Genomic DNA, 26920 nt, shown 5'->3' with positions numbered 1-26920 from the left:
GTGCTGGAAGGCACATTAAGTGAGAGAGCGTCCATCAAAACGGCGCGTTAAGTGAGAGAGCGTCCTGCCAAAAGGCACGTCAAGTGAGAGAGCGTCTGGGGGTTTAGTAGACGGGCTTGTGGGGTTCCACCTCGCGCACCCAGGCGAGGATGCCGCCGTCGAGATGGCTCACCCGCTGGTAGCCTGCCTTCCGCGCCGCGGCAAGGACGTTGGCCGAACGCGACCCCGCCTTGCAGTGGAACACAATGTCCCTGTCCCGGGGGAGCTCATTCCACGCCTCGCCGGCAAGGATCCGGCCCTGCGGGATGAGCTTCGCGCCGTCGATCCGGACGATGTCGTACTCCCCCGATTCGCGGACATCCACCAGTTCAAAGTCCTTCAGCCCCGCCTTGCGCGCGGCGAGCATGGTAGCCAGCTGGGCGGCCGTGACAGTGTGCTCCGTGCCGGAGGGGACCGCCGGCGTAACGCCGCAGAACGCCTCGTAGTCGGCCAGCCCCGTGATGGGCGCGGCCGCGGGGTCCTTTGAAACACGGATCTCGCGCCAGCTTCCGCCCAAGGCGTCGAACAGCGCCACACGGCCCAACAGGGAACGTCCGACGCCGGTAATCAGCTTGACTGCCTCCGTCACCATGAGCGATCCAACGGCAGCGCACAGCATGCCGAACACACCGCCCTCGCCGCACGAGGGCACCGAGCCTGCCGGCGGCGCCTCAGGGTAGAGGTCCCGGTAGGTGGGCCCGTGCTTTTCCCAGAAGACACTCACCTGGCCGTCGAACCGGAAGATGGAACCCCAGACGTAGGGTTTGCCCAGGATGGCGGCGGCGTCGTTGACCAGGTAGCGGGTGGCGAAGTTGTCCGCGCCGTCGAGGATCAGGTCGTACCCGGCAAACAGTTCAAGGGCGTTGGACGCGTCGAGCCGGACATTGTGCAGCCGCACGTCCACCAAGGGGTTGAGGGCGGCGATGGCGTCGCGGGCGGACTCGATCTTGGGGCGGCCCACATCCGCCACCCCATGGATGACCTGGCGCTGCAGGTTGCTGAGGTCAACGGCATCGTCGTCGATAATTCCCAGCGTCCCGACGCCGGCAGCGGCAAGGTACAGGAGCGCCGGGGAGCCGAGCCCGCCGGCGCCGATCACCAGCACTTTGGCATTCTTGAGCCGCCGCTGACCCAGCGAGCCGATCTCAGGGATGATGAGGTGCCGCGAATAGCGTTCCACCTCGTCCGGGGTAAGGTCCGGGCCCGGTTCCACCAGCGGATCCAATGACACAGGTGAAACATTTGCGGTGAATGTCGAAGCCATACTTCAATGTATCCCCCGGATACTGCCGGGTCATATTACCCCGCAGTAAAGTGGAAGTAACAGCAACGGAAAGTAGGACAACTGTGGTCCATGAAGCACGGGCTGACCGCCCGTCAGCCGCCGAACCGCAAACTCCCCCGCGTCCCGCAGGGCAGCGGTCCGCCCGGCTTCCGCGTGACGAGCGGCGCGCGCAGCTCCTCAACGCAGCCCAGGAAGTGTTCGTGGCCAATGGGTACCACGGTGCGGCCATGGACGAGATCGCCGAGACGGCGCACGTCAGCAAACCTGTCCTGTACCAGCACTTTCCGTCAAAGCGCGAGCTGTACCTCGCCTTGCTGGAAAGCCATCTGGCCTCGCTTACCGAACTGATGCTGGGCGCCCTGAACTCCACCACCGATAATGACGAGCGCGTGCAGGCCGTCATGCGTGCCTACTTCCAGTTCATCGCCAGCGATGACCAGGCCCACCGGCTGGTGTTTGAATCCGACCTGATCAACGACCCCGACGTCAGCTCGCGGCTGGAGACTTTCAACAGGACGTTCGCCGATGCCATCGCACGCGTCATCGCCGAGGACACCAAGCTCCCCCATCTCGAGGCACAGCTGCTGGGCCGGGGGCTGGCAGGGATGGCCCAGGTCAGCGCCAGGTACTGGCTGGAAACTGACGGCAACCTGGACATCAATGTGGCCAGCGACCTCATCTACCGTTTAGCTTGGCGCGGAATCTCTCGCTTCCCCAAAGAGTCCTAGACTACAAATAAGACAACACCTCGTAGAGAAGCACGAGAAACTTTGACTGGCTGGGAGGCCCCTGTGGAGATTAAGATCGGCGTTCAGAACGTTGCCCGCGAAATTGTGCTCGAATCAACCGAGGACGCGGATTCTGTGGCCAAGGTCGTGGGGGAAGCGATCACAACGGGCAACGAACTGCGACTGAAAGATGAAAAGGGACGCCTGATCATTGTTCCCGGCGGCGCGCTTGGCTACGTGGAAATCGGTGCAGAAGAGGCACGGCGCGTAGGTTTCGGCCAGTTCTAGCGCCCGGCCACAGAACCCCGTCCGCAGCTCGAGGAGAACCATGCTTTCGCTGACCATCGTTGTACTGGCCGCCGCCGCGGCAGGCTTCATTGTCTGGGCCAACGACAAGCGGCATGCCAAGTATGGTGCAGGCCTGCCCGCCGGGGTCGCCGTGGGAGTGGCGGCCTTGAGCTGGACCATCCTGGTGGCGGCCGGGTTCGGCTACCTGCCGGGGCTGACGTGGATGCCGTGGGTCCTGCCAATCGTGCTGGGCGCAGGCGCCGCAACAGGGGCAGCGGTGTACCTCGGCCGCACGCGTGCGCGCCGGGACGCGGAAAGGCTTACGGCGATCCTCCGGGCGTAGGGCCGGCGCAAGGCAACCGGCAGCAGTGGCCGCCATCCCGTAAGGGGTGGCGGCCATTGCTCCTTAGGGACCAGTTGTTGGTGACGAGGCTACTGGCGCCCGGGCACGTACTTCGCCGGCTCGGCAACGGCCCCCGACGCTGCCGCAGCTTCACTTGCTCCCGCAGCTGCCGCGATGTCCCGGTCAGTCACCTGTCCCCCTGCGTCGTGGGACGTGTAGCGGATAAAGACGCGGTTGTAACGCCAGTCGAGGTCGGGATGGTGGTTTTGTTCCTCGGCCAGACGTCCGACGGCGGCAATCAGCTCAAGTGCGGCAACCGCCGTCGGCATCTTGAAGACAGTGACCAATCCGCCATTGTCGGCCCGCCAATCAGGCAGTCCAGCCAAGGCTTCGTCGACTCGTTCCGGGGGAAGGGCGTCTTTGCCGGCCACTGCTGCTCCTTGAGTCAAGGCGCCAGCCGGTGGACAGCGGGGCCTACAAGAACTCGGCCCGGCCTTCCATCGCCGACGACGCCAGCGCGTGTTCACGGCGAGGTATGCGACCTGCCGCTTTCGCCAGCCTACCTGCGATGACGGCATGCTTGAAGGCCGCGCCCATCATGGCCGGATCCTGTGCCCGGGTCACCGCCGTGGCCAGGAGCACGGCGTCACATCCGAGTTCCATCGCCAGGGCGGCGTCGGATGCGGTACCGATGCCCGCATCCAGCACCACCGGAACCGAGGCCCGGGACACGATGAGCTCGATGTTGTGCGGGTTAAGGATGCCCAGGCCGGTGCCAATGGGCGAGCCGAGCGGCATGACCGCGGTGGCTCCCAGGTTCTCGAGCCGAAGCGCCAGGACGGGGTCGTCATTGGTGTACGCGAAAACCTTGAAGCCCCGGCTGACCAGCTGTTCGGTGGCGTCCACGAGTTCCACGGCATCCGGCAGGAGGGTGTGTTCATCAGCGATGACTTCCAGCTTCACCCAGTCGGTTTCCAAGGCCTCCCTGGCAAGCTCCGCGGTGAGGACAGCGTCCCGGGCTGTGAAGCACCCCGCCGTGTTAGGGAGGACCTTGATGCCGTGGTCCACGAGCAGCTGGAAAAGCGAGCCGGCCTCATGGGGTGAATAGCGCCGCATGGCCACGGTGGTGAGCGAGGTGCCGGAAGCCAGGAGCGCGGCGCCAAGGCCCTCCAGGCTGGGCGCGCCGCCGGTGCCCATGATGAGCCGGGATCCGAGCGCGACGCCGTCGATCACCAGGGGGTCATGAAGGTCCGGCCGGGTGCCGGCGAGGGTGCTGCGGGTTTCCGTCATGGGGGTCAGCCTCCCTGTACTGCCGTGACAAGTTCGACGTCGTCACCCTCGGTGAGTGCGGTGGCAAACCACTGGCTCCGTGGCACCACGTGGGCGTTGCGCGCCACGGCGACGCCCAGCTTCCGGCCATCGGTGGCCTGGCCGTCAGCCGCCAGTGCGCGGCCGGTGACCTCGGTGACGAGCGTGGTGATGGATGCGCCGTCGGCGACTGTATGTCCGGTTCCGTTCAGGGTGATGTTCATGCTGTCTCCTTGGGGTTGGGTGGGGTGGCCGCTGCAGCAGGCCGAACAGCGGCGCCGGAAAAGCGGCCGGGATTGAAGGGGGCCCAGCGGGGGTCCGCCCTGCCTTCGAGCAGGTCCCGGCATATCGCGGCCGCTGCCGGGGTGAGGAGGACGCCGTGGCGGAAGAAGCCGGTGGCAATGATCAGCCCTTCCACGTGGCTTTGACCTGCAGGGCCGTCCTCCAGGGGGACCCGCCCGAGCAGCGGGGCGTTGTCAGGCGTGCCGGGACGGGCCCGGGCTGTGCATTCCAGCAGCTCAAGTTCTGCGACCGCAGGCACCAGGACCTGGGCGTCGCGCAGCAGCTGGTAGACGCCCCCTGCCGACACTGCCCCGGCGCTGGTCCCGCTGTCCTTCTTCCCCAGTGCGTCCTCACGCTGCGTTGCCCCGATCACCACGGTGCCGTCCTGCCGGGGGACGATGTACACAGGGATCCCGCGGACCAGTCCGCGGACGGTGGAGGTCAGCAGCGGCTGGAGGTGGGCGGGGACGGCGAGGCGAAGGATGTCACCGTGGACCGGGCGCAAGGGCAGGTGCAGGTTTTCCGGCAGCCCGGTGAGGGCCGCGGCGTGCAGTCCGTTGGCCACTACGGTCTCCCTGGCCGCCACCGTTCCTCCGCCCTCCAGCGTGACGCCGGCGACGGCTCCGTCCCGCCAGAGCAGGCCCGCTGCCCGGTCCGGAACGGCGTAGCCCTCGGCGGCGCCGGCCACGAAGCTTCCGCCGCTCCCGGTTCCGCCCATGTGCCGGGCCAGGGCACGGCGGAGGCAGGCCACCAGCAGCCGGGGATCCACCTGGTGGTCCGCCGGTGTATCCAGCGCCGAGGCAATGGCCGGGCTCAACAGCGGCTCCCGGCGCCGGGCTTCACGGATGGTGAGGGGCTCAACCGTCAGCCCGTTGGCCTGCTGCACCCCGCGCAGGTCCAGCAGCGCCTGCCGGTCCGCGGCGTCGGCACCCAGGGCGAGGGTCGGCGTCGTAAGATACCCGGGATCCGAACCGGCGGCCGCGGCGAGGCCTGCGGCAAAACCCGGCCAGCGCCCGGAGGCCTCCAGCATGAGTTCCAGGAGGTCCTCCTCCTGGTAGTGCAGCTCGCTCACCGGGGCAAGCATCCCCGCCGCGGCCCAGCTGGCACCGGATCCGGGGGCGTCATCGATGACCACCGCTGAATGCCCGGACCTTCTCACCTCCCAGGCGATGCCGTGGCCGATGACTCCCCCGCCGATGACCGCAACGTCGGCCTCCAGTGAAGGGCCGGGCGCGGGCCGGTACGGGGCTTCGAGCGCATTGGGCATGAGTGTCTCCTTCCCTACGCCGGTATTAGCCGGATCAGGTCAAGCGGTCGGCTCTGACGCCCTCTCAGCCCGGCGCTTTATGACAGCTGCCGCGGCTCCCGCAGTACGAGGCCAAGTGTAGAGGAACTAGGCTGGCACCCATGAATGTGTCCCGCCCTCCTGCCGCTGCATCCCCCGTCCCTGCTACAAACGCCTTTCTCAAAGCCGGAGGCGGTTCCGGCGTGCAGGCCGCGCGCCTTTACCTCTGCACGGACGCGCGCCGGGAACAGGGCGATTTCGGGCAGTTCGTCGATGCCGCCTTCGCAGGCGGGGTGGACATCATCCAGCTGCGGGACAAGTCCATCGAAGCCGCCGAGGAGCTGGAGCTCCTGGCCGTACTCAAGGAATCGGCGGTGCGCCACGGCCGGCTGTGGGCGGTGAATGACAGGGCGGACGTCGCAGTGTTGTCCGGAGCCCCGGTATTCCACATCGGCCAAAAGGACCTGCCCCTCAAGGCGGCCCGGACGCTGTTGAACGGCAACGCGGCCATCGGCCTGTCAAGCCACAGCCCGGAGCAGGTGGACGCCGCCCTGGCTGCCGCCGCCGGCCCCTCGGCGCTGGACTACTTCTGCGTGGGGCCGCTCTGGGCAACTCCCACCAAGCCCGGACGGGCCGCCGTCGGGCTTGACCTGGTGAGGTACGCCGCCGCTGCTGTTGCAGGGGCGGAAGGGCAGGAGGACACGTTTGACGGCGGTGTGCCCTGGTTCGCGATCGGCGGCATCGACCACTCCAATGTTGAAGAGGTGGTGGAAGCCGGCGCACGCCGGATCGTGGTGGTCCGGGCCATTACTGAGGCTGATGATCCGGCCGCGGCCGCTGCCTCGCTCCGCAGCGCCCTGGACGGCGCCCGCCCATAACCCCGCACCGGACGGCTGTGCCTCTCCGGGCCGCTTCCGTGCACTATTGACGAAATTCGGGCTACGCTGATTTTCGTGTCACATCATCGGCTGGCCCCCAGTGTCCACGAGCACACCAATGCCCTCGAAGCGGCGTTGGGCGCGCTCCGGAGTGAGCTTGAACTGCCGGGCGCGTACCCTGACGATGCCGTGAAGGACGCCGAGGCCGCCGTGTCCGCATTGCAGCTGCCGTCCCATGATCTGACGTCCGTTGAATTCATCACCATCGATCCCGCGTCGTCCACCGACCTGGACCAGGCGCTGTTCATCGAGCGCGACGGCGGCGGCTACCACGTTCTCTACGCCATCGCCGACGTGCCGGCGTTCGTTGCCCCGGGCGGCCCGCTGGACGCTGAGACGCGGCGCCGGGGACAGACCTTTTACACGCCGGACGGCCGCATCCCGCTGCATCCGGAAGTGATCAGCGAGGGGGCGGGAAGCCTCCTTCCGGGACAGGACTGTTCCGCGTTCGTGTGGGACTTCCGTCTTGACGGTGATGCGGAGGTCACTGCCGTCACGGTGCGGCGTGCCCGGATGCGCAGCCGCGCCAAGCTCAGCTACAAGGGCGCCCAGGCGGAACTTGACGGCGGCAGCCCCTCCCCTGTGCTGCTCCTCCTCAAAGAAGTGGGCCTCAAGCGCGTGGAACTGGAGCGTGCCCGGGATGGTGCCAGCCTGAACATGCCGGACCAGGAGATTGTCCAGCTTCCCGACGGCGGCTACCGGATTGCCGCCGCACCGCAGCTGCCCGTGGAGGACTGGAACGCCCAGATATCGCTGATGACCGGCATGGCAGCCGCGCAGCTCATGCTGGCCGGAAAAGTGGGCATCCTGCGCACCATGCCCGCCCCGGATGAGCGTTCCCTGAACCATTTCCGACTGCAGACAGAGGCCCTCGGAAAGCCGTGGGACGGCGAAGTCAGCTACGGCGAATACCTCCGCAGCCTGGACCCCACCCATCCCCGCCAGCTCGCAATCCTCCACTCCGCGGGGATGCTTTTCCGCGGGGCCGCCTATACGGCCTTCGACGGCACCGTCCCGGATGACGCCGTGCAGTCCGCCATCGGCGCAGCGTACGCCCATACCACCGCCCCGCTTCGCCGCCTGGTGGACCGCTTTGTGCTGGTCACCTGCGAGGCCTTGAGTAATGGCGGAGAGGTGCCCGGGTGGGTGCGGGATGCACTGCCGTCGCTTCCCGAGATCATGGCCGGCTCGGACCAGCTGGCATCCCGGATGGAGCGCATGGCGCTGGACACCGTGGAGGCGGCGCTGCTGATCAACCACGTCGGACAGGAGTTCGACGCGATCGTCATTTCAGGGTCGAAGCCCCAGAAGGAGAACGGGAACGGCGCCATAAGCCGGAACGGCAACGGCAAGGGCAAGAACGGCAACGGCGGCTCCGGGATCATCCAGATCGCCGAACCTGCAGTGACGGCGCGCTGCGCCGGAGAACTGGAGGCCGGAACCAAGGTCCGGGTGCGCCTCATATCCTCGGACATCGCCACGCGTGATGTGCATTTCGAACTGGTGCCGAAGGTGCCGTGAACCGGGGCGGTTTTGCGGCATAACCGGGCCGCAGCGCGGGCAAAAGCCGGATTTCCATGCCCTTGCGGCTAGACTGAAGGAGTAGAAATGGATGCCCGGTCGTTGATTTCCTTGATTTGAAACCAACAAGCCCGCCCCTACGCGATCTTGAGAACCACCCGCTGGTCACCAGTGCCAGCATAAAGATAGCCCGCGATCGGCTTCCACTGGAATTGCTTGCGCGCCTGAGCGTGCTCCGGAACGGCCTGCCGGCCGGCCCGTTGAGCAGGCAGCGCCATTGCCCAAATGAATAAGGAAACTCCCCGTGAGTGAATTGCATACCCACCAGCTTTTGACGGACGACTCCGGCACCGAAACGCTTGAGCCCGAAGAAACCATCATCTCCGACGAGAAGCCGCACGAGATTGAGGAGAAGTCCTTTGCGGACTTCAACGTCCGCGCCGACATCGTGGAGTCCCTGGCCGACGCCGGCATCACCCACCCCTTCCCCATCCAGGCCATGACCCTGCCGGTGGCACTCTCCGGACACGACATCATCGGCCAGGCCAAGACCGGCACCGGCAAGACCCTGGGTTTCGGTATCCCGGCCCTCCAGCGGGTTGTAGGCCGGGACGACGCCGGCTACGAAAAGCTTGCCGTCCCCGGCGCACCGCAGGCATTGGTCATTGTTCCCACCCGTGAACTGGCGGTGCAGGTGGCCAACGACCTGCAGACTGCATCCCGCAAGCGGAATGCACGCATCGCCACCATCTACGGCGGCCGCGCCTACGAACCGCAGGTGGAGGCGCTGAAGAACGGTGTGGAAGTTGTGGTGGGAACCCCCGGGCGCCTCATCGACCTCTACAAGCAGAAGCACCTGAGCCTGAAAAACGTAAAGATCGTCATCCTGGACGAGGCTGACGAAATGCTTGACCTCGGCTTCCTGCCCGACGTCGAAACCCTGATCGCAGCAACACCGGCCGTCCGCCAGACCCTGCTGTTCTCCGCTACCATGCCCGGCCCGGTCATCGCCATGGCCCGGCGCTACATGACCCAGCCCACCCACATCCGTGCGGCGGATCCGGATGATGAAGGCCTCACCAAGCGCGATATCCGCCAGCTCATCTACCGCGCCCACAGCATGGACAAGATCGAGGTCGTCGCCCGCATCCTGCAGGCCAGGGGCCGCGGCCGGACCATCATCTTCACCAAGACCAAACGCACTGCCGCCAAGGTTTCCGAGGAACTCGTGGACCGGGGCTTCGCGGCCGCCGCCATCCACGGCGACCTCGGCCAGGGTGCCCGCGAGCAGGCCCTCCGGGCCTTCCGCAACAACAAGGTGGACGTCCTGGTGGCAACCGACGTCGCCGCGCGCGGCATCGACGTCGACGACGTCACCCACGTCATCAACTACCAGTGCGTGGAAGACGAAAAAATCTACCTGCACCGCGTGGGCCGCACCGGCCGCGCCGGCAACAAGGGCACCGCCGTCACCTTCGTGGACTGGGACGACATGCCCCGCTGGGGACTGATCAACAAGGCCCTGGGCCTGAGCGTGCCGGAGCCCGTGGAGACCTATTCGTCGTCCCCGCACCTCTTTGAAGACCTGGACATTCCCGAAGGCACCAAGGGACGGCTCCCGCGCGACAAGCGCACCCTGGCCGGAGTTGACGCCGAAGTCCTGGAAGACCTGGGCGAAACGGGCAAGAAGAACGCCCGCGGGGGCCGCGACGCAGGCCGTGACGCCGGCCGCTCCGGCGGCCGTGACAGCCGCGACCGGGACAACCGGGAACGCAGCGGCAGGCGCGAAGGCGGGCGCAGCGGCGACTCCGCTGCCCGCACAGGCGAGCGCCGCCGTCGTACGTCCGAGCCTGCCGCAGCTCCCGTTGCTGCCGGTGATGGCAACGCCGCTGCAGGCGAAGCAGAGCAGCCCTCCCGCACCCGCCGCCCCCGCACGCGCACCCGGCGCCGCAACGGCGAGGTAGTGGGCGGCGACAAGGCCACGCAGCCCGGCAGCAGCGAGGCCTAAAACCCTCCATGACTGACACTGTCTGGGCGCCGGACGGCAGCAGCCTGGTGGTCCACGCAGACAACGCGGACTTCCTTCCCTCGCTGCCGGACGGCGCCTTCACGCTGATATATGTGGATCCGCCGTTCAACACCGGCAGGGCCCAACGGCGCCAGCAGACCACCATGGTGGCCAATGCGGACGGCGCCGGCGACCGCGTCGGATTCAAGGGGCGCTCCTACGACACCATCAAGGGAGCGCTCCACCGGTATGACGATGCGTTCAGCGACTACTGGTCCTTCCTGGAGCCCCGGCTCGTGGAAGCGTGGCGCCTGCTGGCGGAGGACGGCACCCTGTACCTGCACCTCGATTACCGCGAGGTGCATTACGCCAAGGTGATGCTGGATGCGATCTTCGGCCGGGAGTGCTTCCTGAACGAGATCATCTGGGCGTACGACTATGGAGCCCGCGCCAAGAACCGCTGGCCCACCAAGCACGACAACATCCTGGTGTATGTCAAGAACCCGGCGAAGTACCACTTCGACAGCGCCGAGGTGGACCGCGAGCCGTACATGGCACCGGGCCTTGTGACGCCCGCCAAGCGCGAGCTGGGGAAACTGCCCACGGACGTCTGGTGGCACACCATCGTCTCCCCCACCGGCAAGGAGAAGACCGGATACCCGACGCAAAAGCCCGAGGGCCTGGTCCGCCGGGTGGTTGCTGCCTCAAGCCGTCCCGGCGACTGGTGCCTGGACTTCTTTGCCGGCTCCGGGACCCTGGGTGCAGTGGCGGCCAAGATGGACCGGAAGTTTGTGTGCGTGGACCAGAACCAGCCGGCGATCGACATCATGGCCAAGCGCCTGGGTGCCCATGCGGAGCTCGCCGCGTTCCCGCCCAACTAGGTAGCGCCAAGTGTCGTTTTGACCCCTCAAAACGACACTTGGCGCGACTTACTTCACCTCAGCGCGGGCCCTCGCACCGGGGTTACTCCCCCGCTCGCACCACCCTGGTACCCGTCCCCAGTTCCTCAATCCGGGCGAGGACGTCCGGTGAGGTGAGGTTCTCCCCCAGCACGTTGGGCTTGCCGGTGCCGTGGTAGTCCGACGAGCCGGTAATGAGAAGGTCATGTTTGGCCGCGAGCCGCCGCAGGAAGCCGCGCCCCTCCTCCGGATTGTCCCGATGGTCGATCTCCAGGCCCGCCAGGCCGGCGTCGATCATCTCCTGGTAGACGCGCTCCCCCACGATGCGTCCCCGGGAGGACGCCACGGGGTGGGCGAAGACCGGCACTCCGCCGGCAGCGCGGACCAGTTCGACGGCGATGGCAGGCGCGGGTGCGTAGTGCTGGATGAAGTAGCGCGACCGTGAAGTGAGGATGGAGGCAAACGCCTCCGAACGGTCCTCCACGACGCCCGCAGCCACGAGGGCGTCTGCGATGTGGGGCCGGCCGAGGGTAGCGCCCGGGGCCACATGATGGATGACGTCATCCCAGGTGAGGGGGTAGTCCTCGGCAAGGAGGGTGACCATCCGCTCGGCTCGGGTGTGCCGGGCGTCCTTGGCCTTGGTGATTTCCTCAAGGAGCCCCGGATGCTTCGGATCGTGGAGGTAGCTCAGGAGGTGCACGCTGATGCCCTCCTCCGTCCGGCAGGAAACCTCCATCCCCGGTACCAGGGCAACACCGTGCTCAACAGCTGCCAGGGAGGCTTCGTCCCAGCCGGCAGTGGAGTCATGGTCCGTCAGCGCTATCACGTCCAGGCCGGCGCGGGCAGCGGACGCCATGACGTCTGCCGGATTCTCGGTACCGTCGGAAACATTGGAGTGGGCATGCAGGTCGATCCTCACCTGTCCAGACTAGTTGACCTTGAGTTCACCCCGCGTATGCCCGGCCGCAACCCATGTCGGCGGACACACCTCCTGCGGAACCGGCCCAGCCGGTGCTCCGCCTGTTCGCGCAGCCGCGGAGCTGGTGAGACGATGGTCCCGTGAACGATGCCGAAAACACCCCGAACTCTGCTTCCCAGCCCTTGGACGAGCGCGTCAACAACCGCTCCCAGCGGCCCAGTTCCGACGCCTTCAAGGCCTTTATGGCCAGCAACTGGGCACCCTCCCGCCAGGAACTCCCCGAGCGCGACGCAGTGGCCGGCTACGCCGCGGCCCGGCGCAAGGCCATCTCCAGCCAGTTCAAAGGTGAACGCCTGGTCATCCCCGCCGGCCCGCTGAAGGTCCGCTCCAACGACTGCGATTACCGTTTCCGCCCCCACTCCGGTTTTGCCCACCTCACCGGGCTGGGCCTGGACCACGAGCCTGACGCGGTGTTGATCCTGGAGCCGGCGGAGGAAGGAAAGGGCGACGACGGCGGCAACCACCGTGCCACACTGTACTTCCGGCCCTTGGCGGGGAGGGACACAGAGCAGTTCTATGCAGACTCCCGTTCGGGTGAATTCTGGATCGGCGCCCGCCCCACACTGGCTGAGTTCGAAGCACGCCTGGGCCTCGCGACGGCCCACATCGACCAGCTCGAGACTGCAATCACCAAGGATGTGGGCGCCCCGGAGATCGGCGGCGTTTCCATCCGCCTGGTCCGGAAAGTGGACGAGAACATCGATGCACTGGTGGACACCGCCCGCTACAACACGGCAAAGGACCCGGAGAACCTGGACCTCGAGGTCCTCGATGCCCTCGACGAGAAGCTGAGCGAAGCCCTCTCCGAACTGCGCCTGCTCAAGGACAGCTGGGAGATCGAGCAGATGAAACTCGCCGTGGCCGCCACCGTTGAAGGTTTCGAGGAAGTGGTCAAGGTCCTTCCCCGCGCCCTCACTCATGCCCGCGGTGAGCGGGTGGTGGAAGGCGCGTTCTTTGCCCGTGCGCGCGAAGTCGGGAACGAACTCGGATACGACACGATCGCCGCTTCAGGCAACAACGCAACCGTGCTGCACTGGACGCGCAACACCGGGAAGATCCACGCCGGCGAGCTCCTGCTGCTGGACGCCGGAGTGGAAGCGGATTCCCTGTACACGGCAGACATCACGCGGACCCTTCCCGCCAGTGGCGTGTTCAGCGACATCCAGCGCAAGGTCTACGAAGCAGTGCTGGATGCTGCCGACGCCGGTTTTGCCGCCGCGCAGCCCGGCGTCAAGTTCCGCGACATCCACACAGCGGCAACGACGGTATTGGCTGAACGGCTTGCCGAGTGGGGCCTGCTGCCCGTCACGGTAAAGGAAGCCATCAGCCCCGAGGGCCAGCAGCACCGCCGGTGGATGCCGCACGGCACCAGCCACCACCTGGGGCTCGATGTCCACGACTGTGCCCAGGCCAAGCGTGAACTCTACCTTGACGGCATCCTCACAGAAGGCATGGTGTTCACCATCGAACCCGGCCTGTACTTCAAGAACGAGGACCTGGCCATTCCGGAGGAATACCGCGGGATCGGTGTCCGGATCGAAGACGACATCCTCATGACGGCCGACGGGCCGGTCAACCTGAGCGCCGCCCTGCCGCGCAAGGCCGGGGACGTGGAGGACTGGATGGCCGGGATCTACCGTGAAGCCAACGGAACCAAAGAGTCCTAGCCGGAGAAGAAAAAGCGGGGCTACCGGAAGAATTTTCCGGTAGCCCCGCTTTTGCCTTTGGCCGGTGTGCGCTACTGGCGCGTCTCGCCCGGGTGCTGCTGCTTGTCTGCGTCCAGCTGCCCGTCGGCGGGTTGCCCGTGGTCCGCGTGCTCTTCATTTTGGGGCTGGGCGGGGCCTGCAGCAGGACCCTGCGGCAGCCGGACACCATACTGGGGCCGGCCGTCCGGCAGGTCCGGGTAGCGCACAGCCCGTGCCGGGGCCGGCTGCTCCTGGACGGCGGCGTCCTGGCGCGGCCCGGCACCGGCGTGGTCACCGGGCTGCTCCTGCACGGATGAACCGGCGGACGACTGGCCGTAGGGGTCACTCCATCCTGAGGGACGGGCCGGAGCCTGGCCCGGCTGCGGGGGTTGGTACGGCTGGCCCTGGTAGTCACGCTGGGGATACGGCCCCCCGCCGGCAGCCGCGTCCGAGCGCGTCATCGGCAGCTGCTGAAGGAGCCGGCGCGCCTCGTGTGCGGCTTCCGGCGACACCACGACGTCGTAGCTGGTGGCCACCACCTGGCTGGTGGAGGTGAAGTCGCGCTTGCCCCGCTGCATCGCGTAGGTGACGATGCCGAAGAGCATAAAGAACGCTGCGCCCATCAGCACCGACGCGAGGATGGAAAAGTACCCCGGTGACGGTGCGAAGAAGGAGAGCATGACGCCGACGAACAGGCCGAACCACATGCCGCTCAGCGCTCCGGACAGGGCAACCCGGGGATAGCTCAGGCGCCCCGTGACCCGCTCCACCATCTTCAGCTCGTTGCCCACGATGGACACCATGTGCACCGGGAACTGCTGGTCCGCGAGGTAATCCACGGCCTTCTGGGCATCCAGGTAGGAGGTGTAGGAACCCACGGTGTCGCCGGCGGGGACGGCCCGGGCCTCGTCCATTCCGCCGGGCCCGCCGGCCTTGGGAGCACCAAATATGTTTGCCATACCCCCATTCTTGCCCATGAGCATGTGTGCCGCCTGTAAATTCAGCTAAAAGAGAGCAGACTCGGTAGCCTGTAGGAGTGAGCACAACTCCTACCCGCGTCTTCGTGGCGCGCCTTCTGGGCCTCGACGTCTTCGACCCGCTGGGCGACCGGCTGGGCCGGCTGCGCGATGTTGTTGTGCTGTCCCGTGGAACCCAGGGCGCCCCGCACGTGGTGGGCATCGTCGTCGAAGTTCCCGGTAAGAAGCGCGTGTTCGTGCCCATGACCCGGATCACCTCCATCGACCAGACGCAGATCATCTGCACCGGGCTGGTCAACCTCCGCCGCTTTGAGCAGCGCGGCGCCGAAACCCTGGTGGTGGCCGAAATGTTCGACCGCCGCGTCACGCTCCGGGACGGAAGCGGCGATGCCACGATCGAGGACATTGCCATGGACCAGACCCGTTCCGGGGACTGGTTCGTCAGCAAGCTCTTTGTCCGGCGCGGCCACTCCCTTTCCCCCTTGAGCCGGCTTCGCCGCAATGAAACGCTGATCATCGACTGGGCTGACGCCCTCCAGGGCGCGCGCACCGAGCCGCAGGCCGCCACCCAGTTCGTGGCCAACCATGAAGACCTCAAGCCCGCGGACTTCGCGGAGGCCCTGCAGGAAATGAGCGATAAGCGCCGTTTCGAAGTGGCGAGCGAACTGCAGGATGAGCGCCTCGCGGACGTCCTGCAGGAGCTCCCGGAGGACGACCAGGTGGAGATCCTGTCTGCCCTGGACGTCCAGCGCGCCGCGGATGTCCTGGAGGAGATGGATCCGGATGACGCCGCCGACCTCCTCGGCGAGCTCCCTTCCGCCCAGGCCGAAGAGCTGCTCCAACTGATGGAGCCCGAAGGCGCAGAGGACGTCCGGCGCCTGCTGGAGTATGACGAGGACACCGCCGGCGGCCTCATGACCCCGGTGCCTGTCATCCTGCCGCCCGAAGCCACAGTGGCCGAGGCGCTGGCGCATGTCCGGCGCGAGGAACTCTCGCCCGCGCTGGCCTCCTCCATCTTCATTGCCAGGCCCCCGCTGGAGACGCCCACGGGCCGTTTCCTGGGCGTGGTCCACATCCAGCAGCTGCTCAGGTTCCCGCCGTTCGAACCGCTCGGCAACCTGGTGGACAAGAACCTTGAGCCGCTGTCGGACCAGGCGCACATCAGCGAAGTCGCCAGGACCCTGGCTACCTACAACCTGAACTCCCTGCCCGTGGTCAATGACGCCGGTCGGCTTGTGGGGGCGGTGACTGTTGATGACGTTTTGGATCATCTGTTGCCGGATGACTGGCGAGCCCATGACGGCGAAGCCCCGATAAGAAGGCTTGGTGGCCGTATTGGCTGACAGCAGCGCTCCCAAGAACCCCAACCAGCGGATGCCGGCCAAGGCCGCGGCGAAGGGCAGCCTGGACACGCCGCTCAGCGGCCGCCAGCGGATCCTGCCCAAGTTCTCCCCGGACCCCGATGCCTTCGGCCATGCCACGGAAGGCTTCGCCCGCTTCATGGGCACCCCGCAGTTCCTTGTCTACATGACCGTTTTCGTGGTCATCTGGCTGGCCTGGAATACGTGGGCTCCCCTTGCCTGGCAGTTCGATTCCCGCGACCTCGGTTTTACCCTGCTGACCCTGATGCTGTCCCTGCAGGCCTCCTACGCGGCACCGCTGCTGCTGCTGGCGCAGAACCGCCAGGACGACCGCGACCGCGTCTCGCTCCAGCAGGACCGCCAGCGGGCTGAACGCAACCTGTCAGACACCGAGTACCTGACCCGGGAGCTCGCGTCCCTGCGGATTGCGCTCCGTGAGGTTGCCACGCGCGACTACGTCCGTGCCGAGCTGCGCTCCCTGCTGGAAGACATGCTGGAAGCCCAGGAAGAGCTCCGGACCCATGATCCTGCCGGGCAGGGGCAGCACGAATCCCCGCGCGACAAGATCAGGGAAAAGCTGAAGGAACAGCGTGACCGCCAGCGGAATCCCCGCACCCAACAGATTCCCCGGGTTAAGCCCGGCCACTCCGCCCAGGACCGTTAATGAACGCATCGACCGCCAACCCCGCGTTGGCTGACGCCGTCGCCGCTGCCCTGGCCACGGTCATTGATCCCGAGCTCCGCCGCCCCATCACCGAGCTGGGCATGGTTGAGTCCGTCGACATTTCCGACGACGGCAGGGTCAGCCTTGCTGTCCTGCTCACCATTGCCGGCTGCCCGCTCCGGGACACCATTACGGCCGATGCCACAAAGGCGCTGCTGGCCGTCCCGGGAGTGGCCGCCGTCGACGTTGAACTCAAGGTGATGACGCAGGAACAACGCGATGCCCTCAAGGAGCTGCTCCGCGGCGCCGGCGGCCAGCGCGGCATCCCCTTCAACCAGCCGGAGTCCCTCACCAGGGTCTATGCCGTGGCGAGCGGCAAGGGCGGCGTGGGAAAGTCCTCCGTGACCGTCAACCTTGCCTGCGCCCTCGCCGCCCAGGGCCTGCGGGTCGGGATCGTGGACGCGGATGTGTACGGCTTTTCGGTTCCTGGCCTCATGGGCATCACCCAACCGCCCACCCGCGTGGATGACATGATCCTTCCCCCGGTCGCCTATGGCGTGAAGGTGATCTCGATCGGGATGTTCGTCAGCGGCAACCAGCCCGTGGCCTGGCGCGGACCGATGCTCCACCGCGCCCTTGAGCAGTTCCTGACGGACGTCTACTTCGGCGACCTGGACGCCCTTTTCCTGGACCTGCCGCCCGGCACCGGTGACATTGCGATCTCCGTGGCCCAGCTCTTGCCGAAAGCCGAAATCCTGGTGGTCACCACACCGCAGGCTGCCGCTGCCGACGTCGCGGAGCGCGCCGGCGCCATAGCCACGCAGACTGGCCAGAAAGTGGCCGGCGTCATCGAGAACATGTCCTACCTGGAAATGCCCGACGGCGGCAGGATGGAACTGTTCGGAAGCGGCGGCGGGTCAGTCCTCGCCGAGCGGCTGACGGCAACGGTAGGCGCAGAGGTGCCGCTCCTGGGGCAGATACCGCTTGATATCCGGCTGCGGGAGGGCGGCGATTCCGGTGTCCCGATTGTCCTCGGGCAGGCGGATACACCCGCTGCCGCGGCGCTGTCCGGCATCGCCGGCCGGCTGGCGGCAAAGCCGCGCGGCCTGGCCGGGATGAAACTGGGGCTGCAGCCCCGCTAGGAAGCGGCTACGTGGCCTCGGTATCGAAGGGCGCGGCCTCGCCGGGGGGCAAGGACTGGAGCACCCGTTCCGGCGGCCGCGGCGCAGCCTCCGCCGCCACAGCCGCGGCGCCGGAGACGGCAGCCACTGCAGCGGGCGCGCCGGCGCTCACCGGTTTGGAGTCGTCGTCCAGGAGCGCCTCTTTGATGATGCGCCGCGGATCGTACTGGCGGGGGTCGTACTTCTTCCAGTCGACATCATCGATGTCGATGCCCACTTCTTCCTTGATCTGCTCACGGGCACCGGACGCCATGCGCCGGACTTCCTTGACCAGATTGGCCAGTTTCTGGGTGTATTCGGGCAGCCGCTGGGGACCGATCACCAGAACCCCAATGATCAGCAGAAGAAAGAACTCCGGGCCGTTGATTCCAAACACTTTAGGAAGATTACCCTCTCCGGGCTGCCAGTGACGATTTCCGCCCGGGGGCCCGGGTGACTGTGCGTTCTACGGGGTGAAAAAGGCAACGATGCGGTTAACTCCACGTTGCAGCCGCGTGCTGATTGGTTCCTCCGCCGCTTCCGGGGAGGCACCCGCGATACCTGCCGCGACGCCTTCCTCAGCCTGGGTGCCGAGCCGCTGCAGGATAGGCAGGGCATCGTCAGCCTCCTCGGCGGGCAAGTCGGACTCGTAGAGAAAGGTGTGGCCGGGCGTCCGGTAGGTTGCCGACCACGGCGAGGACCGCCACACCCGCAGGGGGCCGCTGTCCTGGCTGGTTATGGCCTGCGGGACGATCCGCTGTTCGGTCACCGTTGCATGGTGGGTTCCGTCGGTCAGCCGCAGCTCCACTGCCGGCTGGCCATTGAGCACGGTGGCCCTCGCGGACTCGAGCCGGAAGCCCATCGCTCCAAGCTCGGGGCATGCCCATCCTTCAGAACGCAACTGGGTGAGCTGTTCCCCGGTCAGCTGCCTGCCGTCCGCAGGTGTCCGGGACGAGACGTGGGAGAGTGCGGCCTGGTTGCCTGTGGCGTCCCCCGGAAGGGGATCTCCTGCCGCGGCAAAAGCACCGGCGGCCAGCACGCCCGCAGCTGCCACACTGCCGCCTGCAGCCAGGGCAAGGACACGGACGGCGCTCCGGGACGACGCCGGCCGGTGAGAGTCGGCAGACGGCACGGCGGCCAGCTCCTGCGTTCGGGCCAGCAGGCGGGCCGTCAGGTCATCACTGGCCGGAGGGATGGGAGCATCCCGGAGCCGCTCCAGATACTGGCGCTCCCGCCGCACGGCTGAATGGCATTCGTGGCAGGACTGAAGGTGGCTGCGGGTGCGCTGATGCCTGCGTCCGAATGGGGAACGGGACCTCATGCGCCGTTCAGAGGATCCCGGCGATGCGCGGCATGGACAGTTTCCGGCGCGACTGCTGCGGACGCGGATCCCGGTGGGCCAGCTTCTCCCGCAGCATGGTCCGGCCGCGGTGGATCCGGGAACGGACGGTGCCCAGCTTCACGCCCAGGGCTTCCGCCACTTCGTCGTAGGACAGCCCTTCAAGGTCGCACAGGACGACGGCGGCGCGGAAGTCCGGCGGCAGTTCCTCCAGCGCGGCCTGGACGTCCACATCGAGGTTGTTCAGCTCAAAGCTCTGTTCGGGGCCCGGTTCACGGCCGGGAAGCCGCGACTCAGCGTCCTCGGCAAGGGCATCGAACCTGATCCGGGTCTTCCTCCGTGCCTGGTCCAGGAAGAGGTTGGTGGTAATCCGGTGCAGCCAGCCGTCCAGGGTGCCGGGCTTGAAATTCTCCAGTGAGCGGAAGACGCGGACGAACACTTCCTGGGTGAGGTCCTCGGCGTCGTACTTGTTGCCGGTCAGGCGGTAGGCGAGCCGGTAGACTTTCGCCGAGTGGTTGGTGACCACTTCTTCCCAGGTGGGACGGACCCACTCCGGATCAGGATGACTTGCTGCAGGGACAGGTGCCACTACTGAAGATGACATCGTCCACTCCCCTCGTGGAATGCTAACGCCCGGATACTGTTGACATCACTGATTCGGCGCCGGTCACCTTTTGGATGAGCGGATAATAATCATTTCAAACTTGTCTGGGAATTTCCTGATTGTCCGGAAGTTCAGCCGTGGGCGCAACCGCCCGCCTCCGCAGCTGTTGCCACCGGACACAGTAGGCTGTAAAGGACATTCCCCTGCCGCCCAGAAAGCGAAACCCATGAGCGCCGACAAGTCCACCAGCTGGTCCTATGCAGAAGATCTGCCCGCTGAGGATGAGGTCATGCTTCGGGCCCGGGAGCGCTCCTTCGAGCTGGGTGTCACACCGGTTGGACCGGGGGTGGGCGCAGTCCTGACCGTGCTGGCGGCCGCGTCCAAAGCCCAGACCGCCGTCGAAATCGGGACCGGCGCCGGGGTCTCCGGCGTCTGCCTGCTCCGTGGCCTCGGCCCGCAGTCCGTCCTCACCACCATCGATGTGGACGTGGAGCACCTCAAGGCCGCCCGCGAGGCATTTTCCGAGGCAGGCAGCCCGGCCAACCGCACCCGCACCATTTCCGGAAGGGCCGGTGACGTCCTGCCGCGCCTGACCGACAACGCCTACGACCTGGTGTTCATCGACGCCGACAAACCAGGGCTCCCGGGCTATGTTGAGCAGGCCATCCGGCTCCTGAAGCCCTCCGGCCTATTGATCATCAATGACGCGCTGGACAAGGACAAGGTTGCCAACCCCGCCGGCCGTGAAGCCACCACAGTGGTCTTGCGCCAAATCGGTAAGGCAATCCGCGACGACGAGAGGCTTGCGTCCGCCATGCTTCCCACCGGCGACGGGCTGCTGGTAGCGGTCAAGAAGTAGGCACGAAGATACGCTCAGGGCCCGCAGCCTGCCGGCTGCGGGCCCTGAGCGGCACGATTATTCGGTAACGCCGACGAGGCATTCCTTGAGGTTTGCTGCTTCGGCAGCGTTCAGCTCGACCACCAGGCGCCCGCCGCCCTCGAGCGGGACGCGCATGATCAGGCTGCGGCCCTCCTTGGTGACTTCCATTGGGCCGTCGCCGGTGCGTGGTTTCATAGCCGCCATGAGGAATTCCCCTCCATTTTGTCCCAGGACTGATCAGCCCGGGCGGGCTGTGTCCGCATGTCGATCAAGCCGCTATGGCGGAGTGGATGGACACCGCCAAGGCTGAGCGTACTCTGAATGCTTTTTGTCCTTGCTTACTTACCATTATCGCGGAATTACCCGCACGTAGCTAATCGATGGACATTTCCAACGTCTTGCTATTTGAGTCCTGACCTGCACGAAAGTCCAAAAGGCTAGGGTGGATAATCCCCGCCGCCGGGCAATTGGGCCCAGGCCCACAACCACACGATCCAGACAATCTGCAGCAGCAGGAACATGATGACCATGGTCCACCGGTAGGCCCGCGAGCCGGATACCAAAACCGCACCCAGCGCGAGCGGAAACAGCGGCAGGAGCATGCGGAAGGTACTGGTCTGCGGATGCAGGAACACCACCAGGTAGCCCATGTAGCAGGCGCACCACAGCCGGAGCTCAACGCCGAGCTGCCGCACGGGCGGCAGGAACAGCATGGCGCCGAAAAGTGCCACGAAGACGAACGGCGCCAGCAGGCCCAGGACCGGGCCAAAGAGGTCGACGCCGGTATCGAACCAAGGCTTGAACGGCACCAGGTCGTGGCCCCGCCACACGGTTTCCGTCTTTGTATACGCCTGGATATCGCCTGTTGCTGCCCAGGCGGCGGCGGGCCAGGCAAGCGCCATCGCCCCGCCGACGGCGGTGAGGGCGGCCAGCGCCGCGAGGTCGCCGTTTGAGTGGGTTCCTTTCCGTTGCCCGTTGACGGCCGGGCGGGACCCGAACCGCTCCCACAGGTGGCGCAGGAGGAGCAGCCCGAGCATGGCCGCGAACGGGACACCCACCGGACGGGACAGGCACAGGAGCACCACCACCGGGATGGACCACAGGTACTGCCTGCGGACCACCAGCAGCAATGCTGCCGCGAGCAGCAGCAGCGACAAGGACTCGGCGTAAGGCACCTGGAGGATGGCGGACACCGGGAAGGTGGCAAAGAAGGCCACTCCCCATAAGGCGGAAGCATGGGCGGCCTTGTGCCGGAAGAGGATGTAGACAACCAGGGCCGCTCCCCACCCGGCCAGCATGGCGATGATGGTCAGCGAGGCAGCGGGGACAAGTCCGGTCAGTCCGCTGAGGCCTCCGGCCAGCGCAGGAAACAACGGATAGAAGGCCCACGCGTTTTCCTGGACATTGCCGGCAGCATCAGTCGGCAGGACGGAGGGATAGCCCCTGGCGATGACCTGGCCGTACCAGCGCGCATCCCAGATGTTGATGAAGTTCCAGTAATCCGGCTTGGCGGGGAACCATGGATTGGGCCCCTGGTGCAAAGCGGCAGCCATGAAGATGCCGGCGCTGACCAGCCGGGCTGCGAAGTAGATAGCGGTAACCTGCAGCCACCATGTCCAGCCTTGGATGGCCCGCCAGGCCTGTGCGGCCAACGCCTGAAGGGTCGGGACAAATCCTGCCTGGCGCCGTGCCACCGTGCTCACAGCGGGTCCTCATGAGGCGCAGTGCTGTGTCCGTCGGATTCCGGTCCACGCGGAGCTGCCATAGCCACCAGCGCTGCCCGAAGCCCGTCGATTTCCTGCTGTTTGGAGGCGAGCTGGTCCCGCAGCTCATCCAGGACCTGGTCCACCTGGTCCATCCGGTAGCCACGGAGGCCAAGGGAGAAACGCACGCGGTCAATGTCCTCCGGGGCTGCCTGTGCGGGCAGCAGGACCGGAGGAAGGTTGGCTGGCGGCTGCTCGAAACCGGCGCCGGGCAATCCGGGCAGGAGTCCTGCGCCCGTTTTGCCGGAACGCAGCCCCAGGCCGATCCAGAAGACCACCCCAATCAGCGCCATGGCCAGGAAAACCAGAAAAAAGCTCACCGTTCCATCGTGCCAGACGGGATGGGGCGTCGCCGTCCGGACGCTCGGGCTACTCCGGCCGCTGCTCCCCGTTAAGCGAGGGGGTGATGGCAACGTGGAGCACCCGGTCCACCGCTTCAGCTGGATCATCCACCACCTGGATCAGGTCCAGGTCCTTTTCGGAGACCATGCCTTCCGCCACCAGGGTTCCCCTGATCCACTCGATCATGGGACCCCAGAATTCGACGCCGAGCAGCACGATGGGGAACGACGTCACCTTTCGCGTCTGCACCAGCACCATTGCCTCAAAAAGTTCGTCGAGCGTGCCCAGGCCTCCGGGCAGGACGATGAACCCCTGCGCGTACTTGACGAACATGGTTTTGCGGGCAAAGAAATACCTGAAATTGATGCCCAGGTCCACCCACTGGTTCAGGCCCTGCTCAAAGGGAAGTTCGATGCCCAGGCCCACGGACACGCCATTGCCTTCAACAGTGCCGCGGTTGGCGGCTTCCATGGATCCGGGACCGCCGCCGGTGATGACGGCAACGCCCGCCTCGGCCAGTTTCCGCCCCACTTCCACACCCATTTCGTAGTAGGGGCTGCCGGGTTTGGTGCGCGCCGAACCGAAGACGCTCACGGCCTTGCCGATGTCCGCCAGGGCACCGAAGCCTTCCACGAACTCGCTCTGGATGCGCAGGACACGCCAGGGGTCAGTGTGGACAAACTGCCCGGGACCCTTGGTGTCGAGCAGATGCTGGTCAGACATGTCCACGGCCGCCTGCTTGCGGCGAAGTTCAAGGGGGCCCTTACGGCGCGGCTGGGAATTTCTGGCCGGATCTGCGTTGATGCTCATTCACCAAGGCTAACCTCCCGCGGGAGGTATCTCTTGAATCACGATCCGCAGGAAGTTGCGGTGATTCGCGTCATAAACAGATGTTGTTCGCTAGATTCTTTCTTATGACTACTCATGTGCCCGGAGATGCCCTTGTCTCCCTGAACGGCGTAAATAAGCACTACGGCCAGCTGCATGTTTTGAAGGACATCAACCTGCAGGTCCGCAAGGGCGAGGTTGTTGTGGTCATCGGGCCCTCCGGCTCCGGTAAGTCCACCCTCTGCCGTGCCATCAACCGCCTGGAGACCATCGAGGCCGGAACCATCAGCATCGACGGGAAAGTGCTTCCGGAGGAAGGCAAGGAACTCGCCCAGCTCCGCGCCGACGTCGGAATGGTCTTCCAGTCCTTTAACCTCTTTGCCCACAAAACCATCCTGGAGAACGTGACGCTCGGACCCATTAAGGTCAAGGGCGTCGCCAAGGCCACGGCGGACAAGGACGCCATGGCCTTGCTTGAACGCGTCGGCGTAGGCCACCAGGCCCCCAAACTGCCGGCGCAGCTCTCGGGCGGCCAGCAGCAGCGCGTGGCCATCGCACGGGCTTTGGCAATGAAGCCGAAGGTCATGCTGTTTGATGAGCCCACTTCGGCTCTGGACCCGGAAATGATCAACGAGGTCCTGGACGTCATGGTCCAACTGGCCAAGGAGGGCATGACCATGATTGTGGTCACGCACGAGATGGGCTTTGCCCGCAAGGCCGCGGACCGCGTCGTCTTTATGGCCGACGGCCAGATTGTCGAAGACGCCACCCCGGAAGAATTCTTCACCAACCCGAAGAGCGAACGTGCCAAGGACTTTCTCTCCAAGCTCCTGACGCACTGATTCGCACCTGAACAAGCACTCCCAGTTCGCACCGAGGCCGTGACCCACGGCCATCAATGAAAGGAATGTCATGAAGGCATTTATGACCCGGCGGAAATCATTCTTCGTGGCGGCTACCGCTGCCCTCGCCCTGTCCCTGAGCGCCTGCGGCGGAGGCGGCACGGGCACCACGGCCGATCCCACTGTGGCCGAGAAGCCGTCCTTCGCTGCCGGCACCACCATGGAGAAGCTCTCCAAGGCAGGCAGCATCAAAATCGGAACCAAGTTCGACCAGCCGCTCTTCGGCCAGGTGGGCCTGGACGGCAAGCCGGTCGGGTTCGACGTCGAAATCGGCAAGCTGATCGCCGCCAAGCTGGGCATCGCCGCTGACAAGATCGAATGGTCCGAGACCGTCTCCGCCAACCGCGAACCCTTCATCGAGCAGGGCAAGGTGGACCTGGTGATCGCCACGTACACCATCAACGACAAGCGCAAGCAGGTAGTCAGCTTCGCCGGGCCGTACTACGAGGCCGGACAGGCCCTCATGGTGAACAAGGACAACGACTCCATCAAGAAGCCTGAAGACGTAAAGGGCAAGAAGGTCTGCTCCGTGACGGGTTCGACGCCGGCCGCCACCATCGTGGAGAAGTACGGGGCAGAGCTGGTCCCCGCGGCAACCTACTCCGCATGCCTGGAACCGCTGCGCAACAAGCAGGTTGAAGCGGTCACCACCGACAACGTCATCCTCGCCGGCTTCGTGGACAAGGAACCGGACGCCTTCAAGCTGGCCTCCGACGAAACGTTCACCAAGGAGCCCTACGGCATCGGCCTGAAGAAGGACGACACCGAGTTCCGCAACTGGATCAATGACCAGCTGGAGTCCTTCGAAAAGGACGGAAGCTACAAGAAGGCCTGGGAGGCAACCGCCGGCACTGTCATTAAGACTGCGCCCAGCCTGCCCGCAATCAACCGCTACTAGGCGGCCCGTTCGTTGCCGGGACCGGTCCGCCGGTCCCGGCAACGCCACGCCTTCCCTTCCGTCCACTCCCAGAGCCGAAGGATCACATGGACGTCATTCTTGAAAACCTGCCCCTGTACTGGAACGGTTTTCTCCGCACCCTCTTTCTTTCAGCCGTATCCGGGATCATCGCGCTCGTGCTGGGCACGCTCCTTGCGGCTGCCAGGGTTTCTCCGGTTGCTGCCCTCCGCGGCTTCAGCACCGTCTACGTCGAGGTTCTCCGGAACACACCCCTGACCATCGCCTTTTTCTTCGCGGCCGTCGTGCTCCCCCGCCTCGGGGTCAAATTTGAGCAGTTCGAGATTGCCGCGATCATTGCCCTCAGTACCTACACCGCAGCGTTCATCGCCGAAGCTGTCCGCTCTGGTGTCAACAGTGTTCCGGTGGGACAGGCTGAGGCCGCCCGCAGTATTGGCATGAAGTTCGGCCAGGTGCTGTCCCTCATCATCCTGCCGCAGGCCTTGAGGACGGTGATCCCGCCGCTGATCAACATCCTGATCGCCCTGGTGAAGAACTCGTCCGTGGCCGGCGCGTTCTTTGTCCTGGAACTCTTCGGCTACGGCCGGCAACTGGCCAACGCCAACGGTGACGCCGTCATCGCGGTGCTGCTGGGTACTGCGTTCTTCTATCTGCTCCTCACCGTTCCGCTGGGCATCCTGGCCAGCACGGTGGAACGAAAGGTGGCGATTGCCCGATGAGCTCAGTCCTTTATGACGTTCCCGGCCCCAAGGCCCGGCGCGTCTCCCTGATCGCTTCGATCGCCGGCTCCGTGCTGATCCTCGGGCTGCTGGCGTGGATTGTCATGACCCTCGCGCAGCAGGGCATTTTCGAAGGCCGGCGCTGGCAGATCTTCACCCGCGGCGACGTGTGGACGCTCCTGGCCAACGGCCTCGGCGCCACCCTGAGCGCAGCAGCCCTGGCGGCCGTTATCGCCTTCCCCCTGGGGCTGCTCCTCTGCCTGCTGCGCATCTCTGACGCGGCCTTCATCAGGATCCCCACCCGGGTGGTGCTGGAGTTCCTCCGCGGCATGCCCGTGGTCCTGATGATGCTGTTCGTCCTGCTGGGCTTCGGTACCTCGCCGTTCATTGCTGTTGTCACCGGCCTGGTGCTCTACAACTCAGCAGTGTTTGCCGAAATCATCCGGGCCGGCATCCAGTCGCTGCCGAAAGGGCAACGTGAAGCCGGGCTGGCCATCGGCCTGACGAGTTTCCAGTCCCGCATGCTGGTCGAGCTTCCGCAGGCGATCCGCCGCATGATGCCTTCCCTGGTGGCGCAGATGGTGGTCCTGCTGAAGGACACCTCGCTCGGCTACATCGTGGCGTACGGCGAGCTCCTGCGCGCTGTCCAGGTGATGGCGGACTTCCTGGGGACGCAGTTCCTGTTCCCCATCTTCTTTGTGGCGGCCGCAATCTACATCGCCATCAACATCTGCGTTTCCCGCCTCGCAGTGTGGATCGAGCGCCGCGGCTCCAAGAAGGCAGCCGGTGGTGTGGCCAAGGCTGAACCCGAAAAGGCCGAGGCACCGGTACCGTAAACAGTTCCAGTTTCCTACAACGATGGCCCGGACCTGCAGTG

General features: G+C 65.8%; 31 protein-coding genes and 1 riboswitch. Of the genes, 16 read left to right on the top strand and 15 right to left on the bottom strand.

Annotated features, from left to right (window positions below; translation table 11 throughout):
* Positions 1 to 103: 103 nt before the first annotated feature.
* Positions 104 to 1303 carry a molybdopterin-synthase adenylyltransferase MoeB gene (gene moeB, locus Q9R30_RS18875; protein ID WP_104998497.1) on the bottom strand — a complete coding sequence of 400 codons (1200 nt, stop codon included), beginning with the start codon at positions 1301 to 1303 and terminating at the stop codon, positions 104 to 106.
* A gap of 83 nt (positions 1304 to 1386) precedes the next feature.
* Between moeB and Q9R30_RS18870 the strand changes: the two genes are divergently transcribed.
* From Q9R30_RS18870 to Q9R30_RS18860, 3 genes are all read left to right on the top strand, one after another.
* Positions 1387 to 2052, top strand: coding sequence for a TetR/AcrR family transcriptional regulator (locus Q9R30_RS18870; RefSeq protein WP_104998498.1), 666 nt, complete (start codon positions 1387 to 1389; stop codon positions 2050 to 2052).
* Positions 2053 to 2115: 63 nt separating this feature from the next.
* Entirely contained in the window at positions 2116 to 2340 is a 225-nt protein-coding gene (locus tag Q9R30_RS18865) for a DUF3107 domain-containing protein (protein WP_104998499.1), read from the top strand.
* 40 nt (positions 2341 to 2380) lie between these two features.
* Positions 2381 to 2683, top strand: coding sequence for a hypothetical protein (locus Q9R30_RS18860; RefSeq protein ID WP_104998500.1), 303 nt, complete (start codon positions 2381 to 2383; stop codon positions 2681 to 2683).
* An 89-nt stretch (positions 2684 to 2772) separates the two neighbouring features.
* Here Q9R30_RS18860 and Q9R30_RS18855 read toward each other — a convergent pair whose 3' ends face one another.
* From Q9R30_RS18855 to thiO, 4 genes are all read right to left on the bottom strand, one after another.
* Complete coding sequence (locus tag Q9R30_RS18855) at positions 2773 to 3114, bottom strand: 4a-hydroxytetrahydrobiopterin dehydratase (RefSeq protein ID WP_234005392.1); 342 nt, start codon at positions 3112 to 3114, stop codon at positions 2773 to 2775.
* Between the two features lie 43 nt (positions 3115 to 3157).
* Positions 3158 to 3973, bottom strand: coding sequence for a thiazole synthase (locus Q9R30_RS18850; RefSeq protein WP_311218541.1), 816 nt, complete (start codon positions 3971 to 3973; stop codon positions 3158 to 3160).
* Positions 3974 to 3978: 5 nt separating this feature from the next.
* On the bottom strand, positions 3979 to 4215 hold the full coding sequence (gene thiS / locus Q9R30_RS18845) for a sulfur carrier protein ThiS (protein WP_104998502.1): 237 nt from the start codon (positions 4213 to 4215) through the stop codon (positions 3979 to 3981).
* Positions 4212 to 5540, bottom strand: a complete 1329-nt coding sequence (gene thiO / locus Q9R30_RS18840; RefSeq protein ID WP_311218540.1) for a glycine oxidase ThiO — start codon at positions 5538 to 5540, stop codon at positions 4212 to 4214. The genes thiS and thiO overlap by 4 nt, the downstream gene beginning before the upstream one ends.
* A riboswitch (TPP riboswitch) is annotated at positions 5535 to 5652 on the bottom strand. It overlaps the preceding gene by 6 nt.
* 28 nt (positions 5653 to 5680) lie before the next feature.
* On the opposite strand from thiO, the gene thiE reads away from it, so the two are divergent.
* Both thiE and Q9R30_RS18830 read left to right on the top strand, forming a co-directional pair.
* Positions 5681 to 6436: a thiamine phosphate synthase gene (thiE, locus tag Q9R30_RS18835; RefSeq protein WP_311218539.1), complete on the top strand. Its 756-nt coding sequence runs from the start codon at positions 5681 to 5683 to the stop codon at positions 6434 to 6436.
* A gap of 75 nt (positions 6437 to 6511) precedes the next feature.
* Positions 6512 to 8017, top strand: coding sequence for an RNB domain-containing ribonuclease (locus Q9R30_RS18830; protein ID WP_311218538.1), 1506 nt, complete (start codon positions 6512 to 6514; stop codon positions 8015 to 8017).
* A 137-nt stretch (positions 8018 to 8154) separates the two neighbouring features.
* On the opposite strand, the gene Q9R30_RS18825 is transcribed toward Q9R30_RS18830, so the two are convergent.
* A complete protein-coding gene (locus Q9R30_RS18825; RefSeq protein ID WP_157241710.1) occupies positions 8155 to 8295 on the bottom strand; it encodes a hypothetical protein in 141 nt (46 codons plus the stop codon).
* A 26-nt stretch (positions 8296 to 8321) separates the two neighbouring features.
* Here Q9R30_RS18825 and Q9R30_RS18820 point away from each other — a divergent pair, with 26 nt between their 5' ends.
* Both Q9R30_RS18820 and Q9R30_RS18815 read left to right on the top strand, forming a co-directional pair.
* Positions 8322 to 10025 (top strand): DEAD/DEAH box helicase, encoded by a 1704-nt coding sequence (locus tag Q9R30_RS18820; protein ID WP_311218537.1) that lies wholly within the window; start codon positions 8322 to 8324, stop codon positions 10023 to 10025.
* Between the two features lie 8 nt (positions 10026 to 10033).
* A complete protein-coding gene (locus tag Q9R30_RS18815; RefSeq protein WP_311218536.1) occupies positions 10034 to 10906 on the top strand; it encodes a DNA methyltransferase in 873 nt (290 codons plus the stop codon).
* A gap of 82 nt (positions 10907 to 10988) precedes the next feature.
* On the opposite strand, the gene Q9R30_RS18810 is transcribed toward Q9R30_RS18815, so the two are convergent.
* The gene (locus Q9R30_RS18810; protein ID WP_311218535.1) at positions 10989 to 11843 is read right to left on the bottom strand and encodes a PHP domain-containing protein; all 855 of its coding nucleotides are present in this window, start codon (positions 11841 to 11843) and stop codon (positions 10989 to 10991) included.
* Between the two features lie 140 nt (positions 11844 to 11983).
* On the opposite strand from Q9R30_RS18810, the gene Q9R30_RS18805 reads away from it, so the two are divergent.
* Positions 11984 to 13570: an aminopeptidase P family protein gene (locus tag Q9R30_RS18805; RefSeq protein ID WP_311218534.1), complete on the top strand. Its 1587-nt coding sequence runs from the start codon at positions 11984 to 11986 to the stop codon at positions 13568 to 13570.
* A 71-nt stretch (positions 13571 to 13641) separates the two neighbouring features.
* Here the strand turns inward: Q9R30_RS18805 and Q9R30_RS18800 are convergent, their stop codons facing one another.
* Positions 13642 to 14547, bottom strand: a complete 906-nt coding sequence (locus Q9R30_RS18800; RefSeq protein WP_311218533.1) for a general stress protein — start codon at positions 14545 to 14547, stop codon at positions 13642 to 13644.
* Between the two features lie 77 nt (positions 14548 to 14624).
* Here Q9R30_RS18800 and Q9R30_RS18795 point away from each other — a divergent pair, with 77 nt between their 5' ends.
* From Q9R30_RS18795 to Q9R30_RS18785, 3 genes are read left to right on the top strand one after another with little or no spacing between them, the layout of a single operon-like run.
* Positions 14625 to 15908 (top strand): magnesium transporter MgtE N-terminal domain-containing protein, encoded by a 1284-nt coding sequence (locus Q9R30_RS18795; protein WP_104998511.1) that lies wholly within the window; start codon positions 14625 to 14627, stop codon positions 15906 to 15908.
* A gap of 31 nt (positions 15909 to 15939) precedes the next feature.
* Positions 15940 to 16590, top strand: a complete 651-nt coding sequence (locus Q9R30_RS18790; RefSeq protein ID WP_311218542.1) for a DUF1003 domain-containing protein — start codon at positions 15940 to 15942, stop codon at positions 16588 to 16590.
* Complete coding sequence (locus tag Q9R30_RS18785; protein WP_104998513.1) at positions 16590 to 17732, top strand: Mrp/NBP35 family ATP-binding protein; 1143 nt, start codon at positions 16590 to 16592, stop codon at positions 17730 to 17732. Before Q9R30_RS18790 ends, Q9R30_RS18785 begins: the two co-directional genes overlap by 1 nt.
* A 7-nt stretch (positions 17733 to 17739) precedes the next feature.
* Here the strand turns inward: Q9R30_RS18785 and Q9R30_RS18780 are convergent, their stop codons facing one another.
* The 3 genes from Q9R30_RS18780 to sigE all read right to left on the bottom strand — a co-directional run bounded on the left by Q9R30_RS18780 (position 17740) and on the right by sigE (position 19693).
* The gene (locus tag Q9R30_RS18780) at positions 17740 to 18147 is read right to left on the bottom strand and encodes a Sec-independent protein translocase TatB (protein WP_311218532.1); all 408 of its coding nucleotides are present in this window, start codon (positions 18145 to 18147) and stop codon (positions 17740 to 17742) included.
* Between the two features lie 69 nt (positions 18148 to 18216).
* Positions 18217 to 18990, bottom strand: coding sequence for an anti-sigma factor (locus Q9R30_RS18775; protein ID WP_311218531.1), 774 nt, complete (start codon positions 18988 to 18990; stop codon positions 18217 to 18219).
* Positions 18991 to 19078: 88 nt separating this feature from the next.
* A complete protein-coding gene (gene sigE, locus Q9R30_RS18770) occupies positions 19079 to 19693 on the bottom strand; it encodes an RNA polymerase sigma factor SigE (RefSeq protein ID WP_104998516.1) in 615 nt (204 codons plus the stop codon).
* 226 nt (positions 19694 to 19919) lie between these two features.
* On the opposite strand from sigE, the gene Q9R30_RS18765 reads away from it, so the two are divergent.
* Complete coding sequence (locus tag Q9R30_RS18765; RefSeq protein ID WP_104998517.1) at positions 19920 to 20552, top strand: O-methyltransferase; 633 nt, start codon at positions 19920 to 19922, stop codon at positions 20550 to 20552.
* Positions 20553 to 20609: 57 nt separating this feature from the next.
* Here Q9R30_RS18765 and Q9R30_RS18760 read toward each other — a convergent pair whose 3' ends face one another.
* The 4 genes from Q9R30_RS18760 to Q9R30_RS18745 all read right to left on the bottom strand — a co-directional run bounded on the left by Q9R30_RS18760 (position 20610) and on the right by Q9R30_RS18745 (position 23488).
* A complete protein-coding gene (locus tag Q9R30_RS18760; RefSeq protein WP_009357720.1) occupies positions 20610 to 20777 on the bottom strand; it encodes a DUF3117 domain-containing protein in 168 nt (55 codons plus the stop codon).
* A 233-nt stretch (positions 20778 to 21010) separates the two neighbouring features.
* Positions 21011 to 22276: a hypothetical protein gene (locus Q9R30_RS18755; protein ID WP_199775253.1), complete on the bottom strand. Its 1266-nt coding sequence runs from the start codon at positions 22274 to 22276 to the stop codon at positions 21011 to 21013.
* A complete protein-coding gene (locus Q9R30_RS18750; protein WP_104998518.1) occupies positions 22273 to 22656 on the bottom strand; it encodes a DivIVA domain-containing protein in 384 nt (127 codons plus the stop codon). The genes Q9R30_RS18755 and Q9R30_RS18750 overlap by 4 nt, the downstream gene beginning before the upstream one ends.
* Positions 22657 to 22705: 49 nt before the next feature.
* The gene (locus tag Q9R30_RS18745; protein WP_104998519.1) at positions 22706 to 23488 is read right to left on the bottom strand and encodes a TIGR00730 family Rossman fold protein; all 783 of its coding nucleotides are present in this window, start codon (positions 23486 to 23488) and stop codon (positions 22706 to 22708) included.
* A 104-nt stretch (positions 23489 to 23592) separates the two neighbouring features.
* On the opposite strand from Q9R30_RS18745, the gene Q9R30_RS18740 reads away from it, so the two are divergent.
* The 4 genes from Q9R30_RS18740 to Q9R30_RS18725 all read left to right on the top strand — a co-directional run bounded on the left by Q9R30_RS18740 (position 23593) and on the right by Q9R30_RS18725 (position 26879).
* Positions 23593 to 24348: an amino acid ABC transporter ATP-binding protein gene (locus tag Q9R30_RS18740; RefSeq protein ID WP_104998520.1), complete on the top strand. Its 756-nt coding sequence runs from the start codon at positions 23593 to 23595 to the stop codon at positions 24346 to 24348.
* Between the two features lie 70 nt (positions 24349 to 24418).
* Positions 24419 to 25306 (top strand): glutamate ABC transporter substrate-binding protein, encoded by an 888-nt coding sequence (locus tag Q9R30_RS18735; RefSeq protein WP_104998521.1) that lies wholly within the window; start codon positions 24419 to 24421, stop codon positions 25304 to 25306.
* Positions 25307 to 25392: 86 nt separating this feature from the next.
* On the top strand, positions 25393 to 26043 hold the full coding sequence (locus Q9R30_RS18730; RefSeq protein WP_104998522.1) for an amino acid ABC transporter permease: 651 nt from the start codon (positions 25393 to 25395) through the stop codon (positions 26041 to 26043).
* Complete coding sequence (locus Q9R30_RS18725) at positions 26040 to 26879, top strand: amino acid ABC transporter permease (RefSeq protein WP_104998523.1); 840 nt, start codon at positions 26040 to 26042, stop codon at positions 26877 to 26879. The genes Q9R30_RS18730 and Q9R30_RS18725 overlap by 4 nt, the downstream gene beginning before the upstream one ends.
* Positions 26880 to 26920: the final 41 nt, after the last annotated feature.

The sequence above is a fragment of the Arthrobacter sp. AB6 genome (assembly GCF_031844545.1).
Classification (GTDB): Bacteria; Actinomycetota; Actinomycetes; order Actinomycetales; family Micrococcaceae; genus Arthrobacter.
The sequence above is the reverse complement of the archived record's forward strand: the minus strand, read 5'-3'. Positions and strand labels throughout refer to the sequence as shown.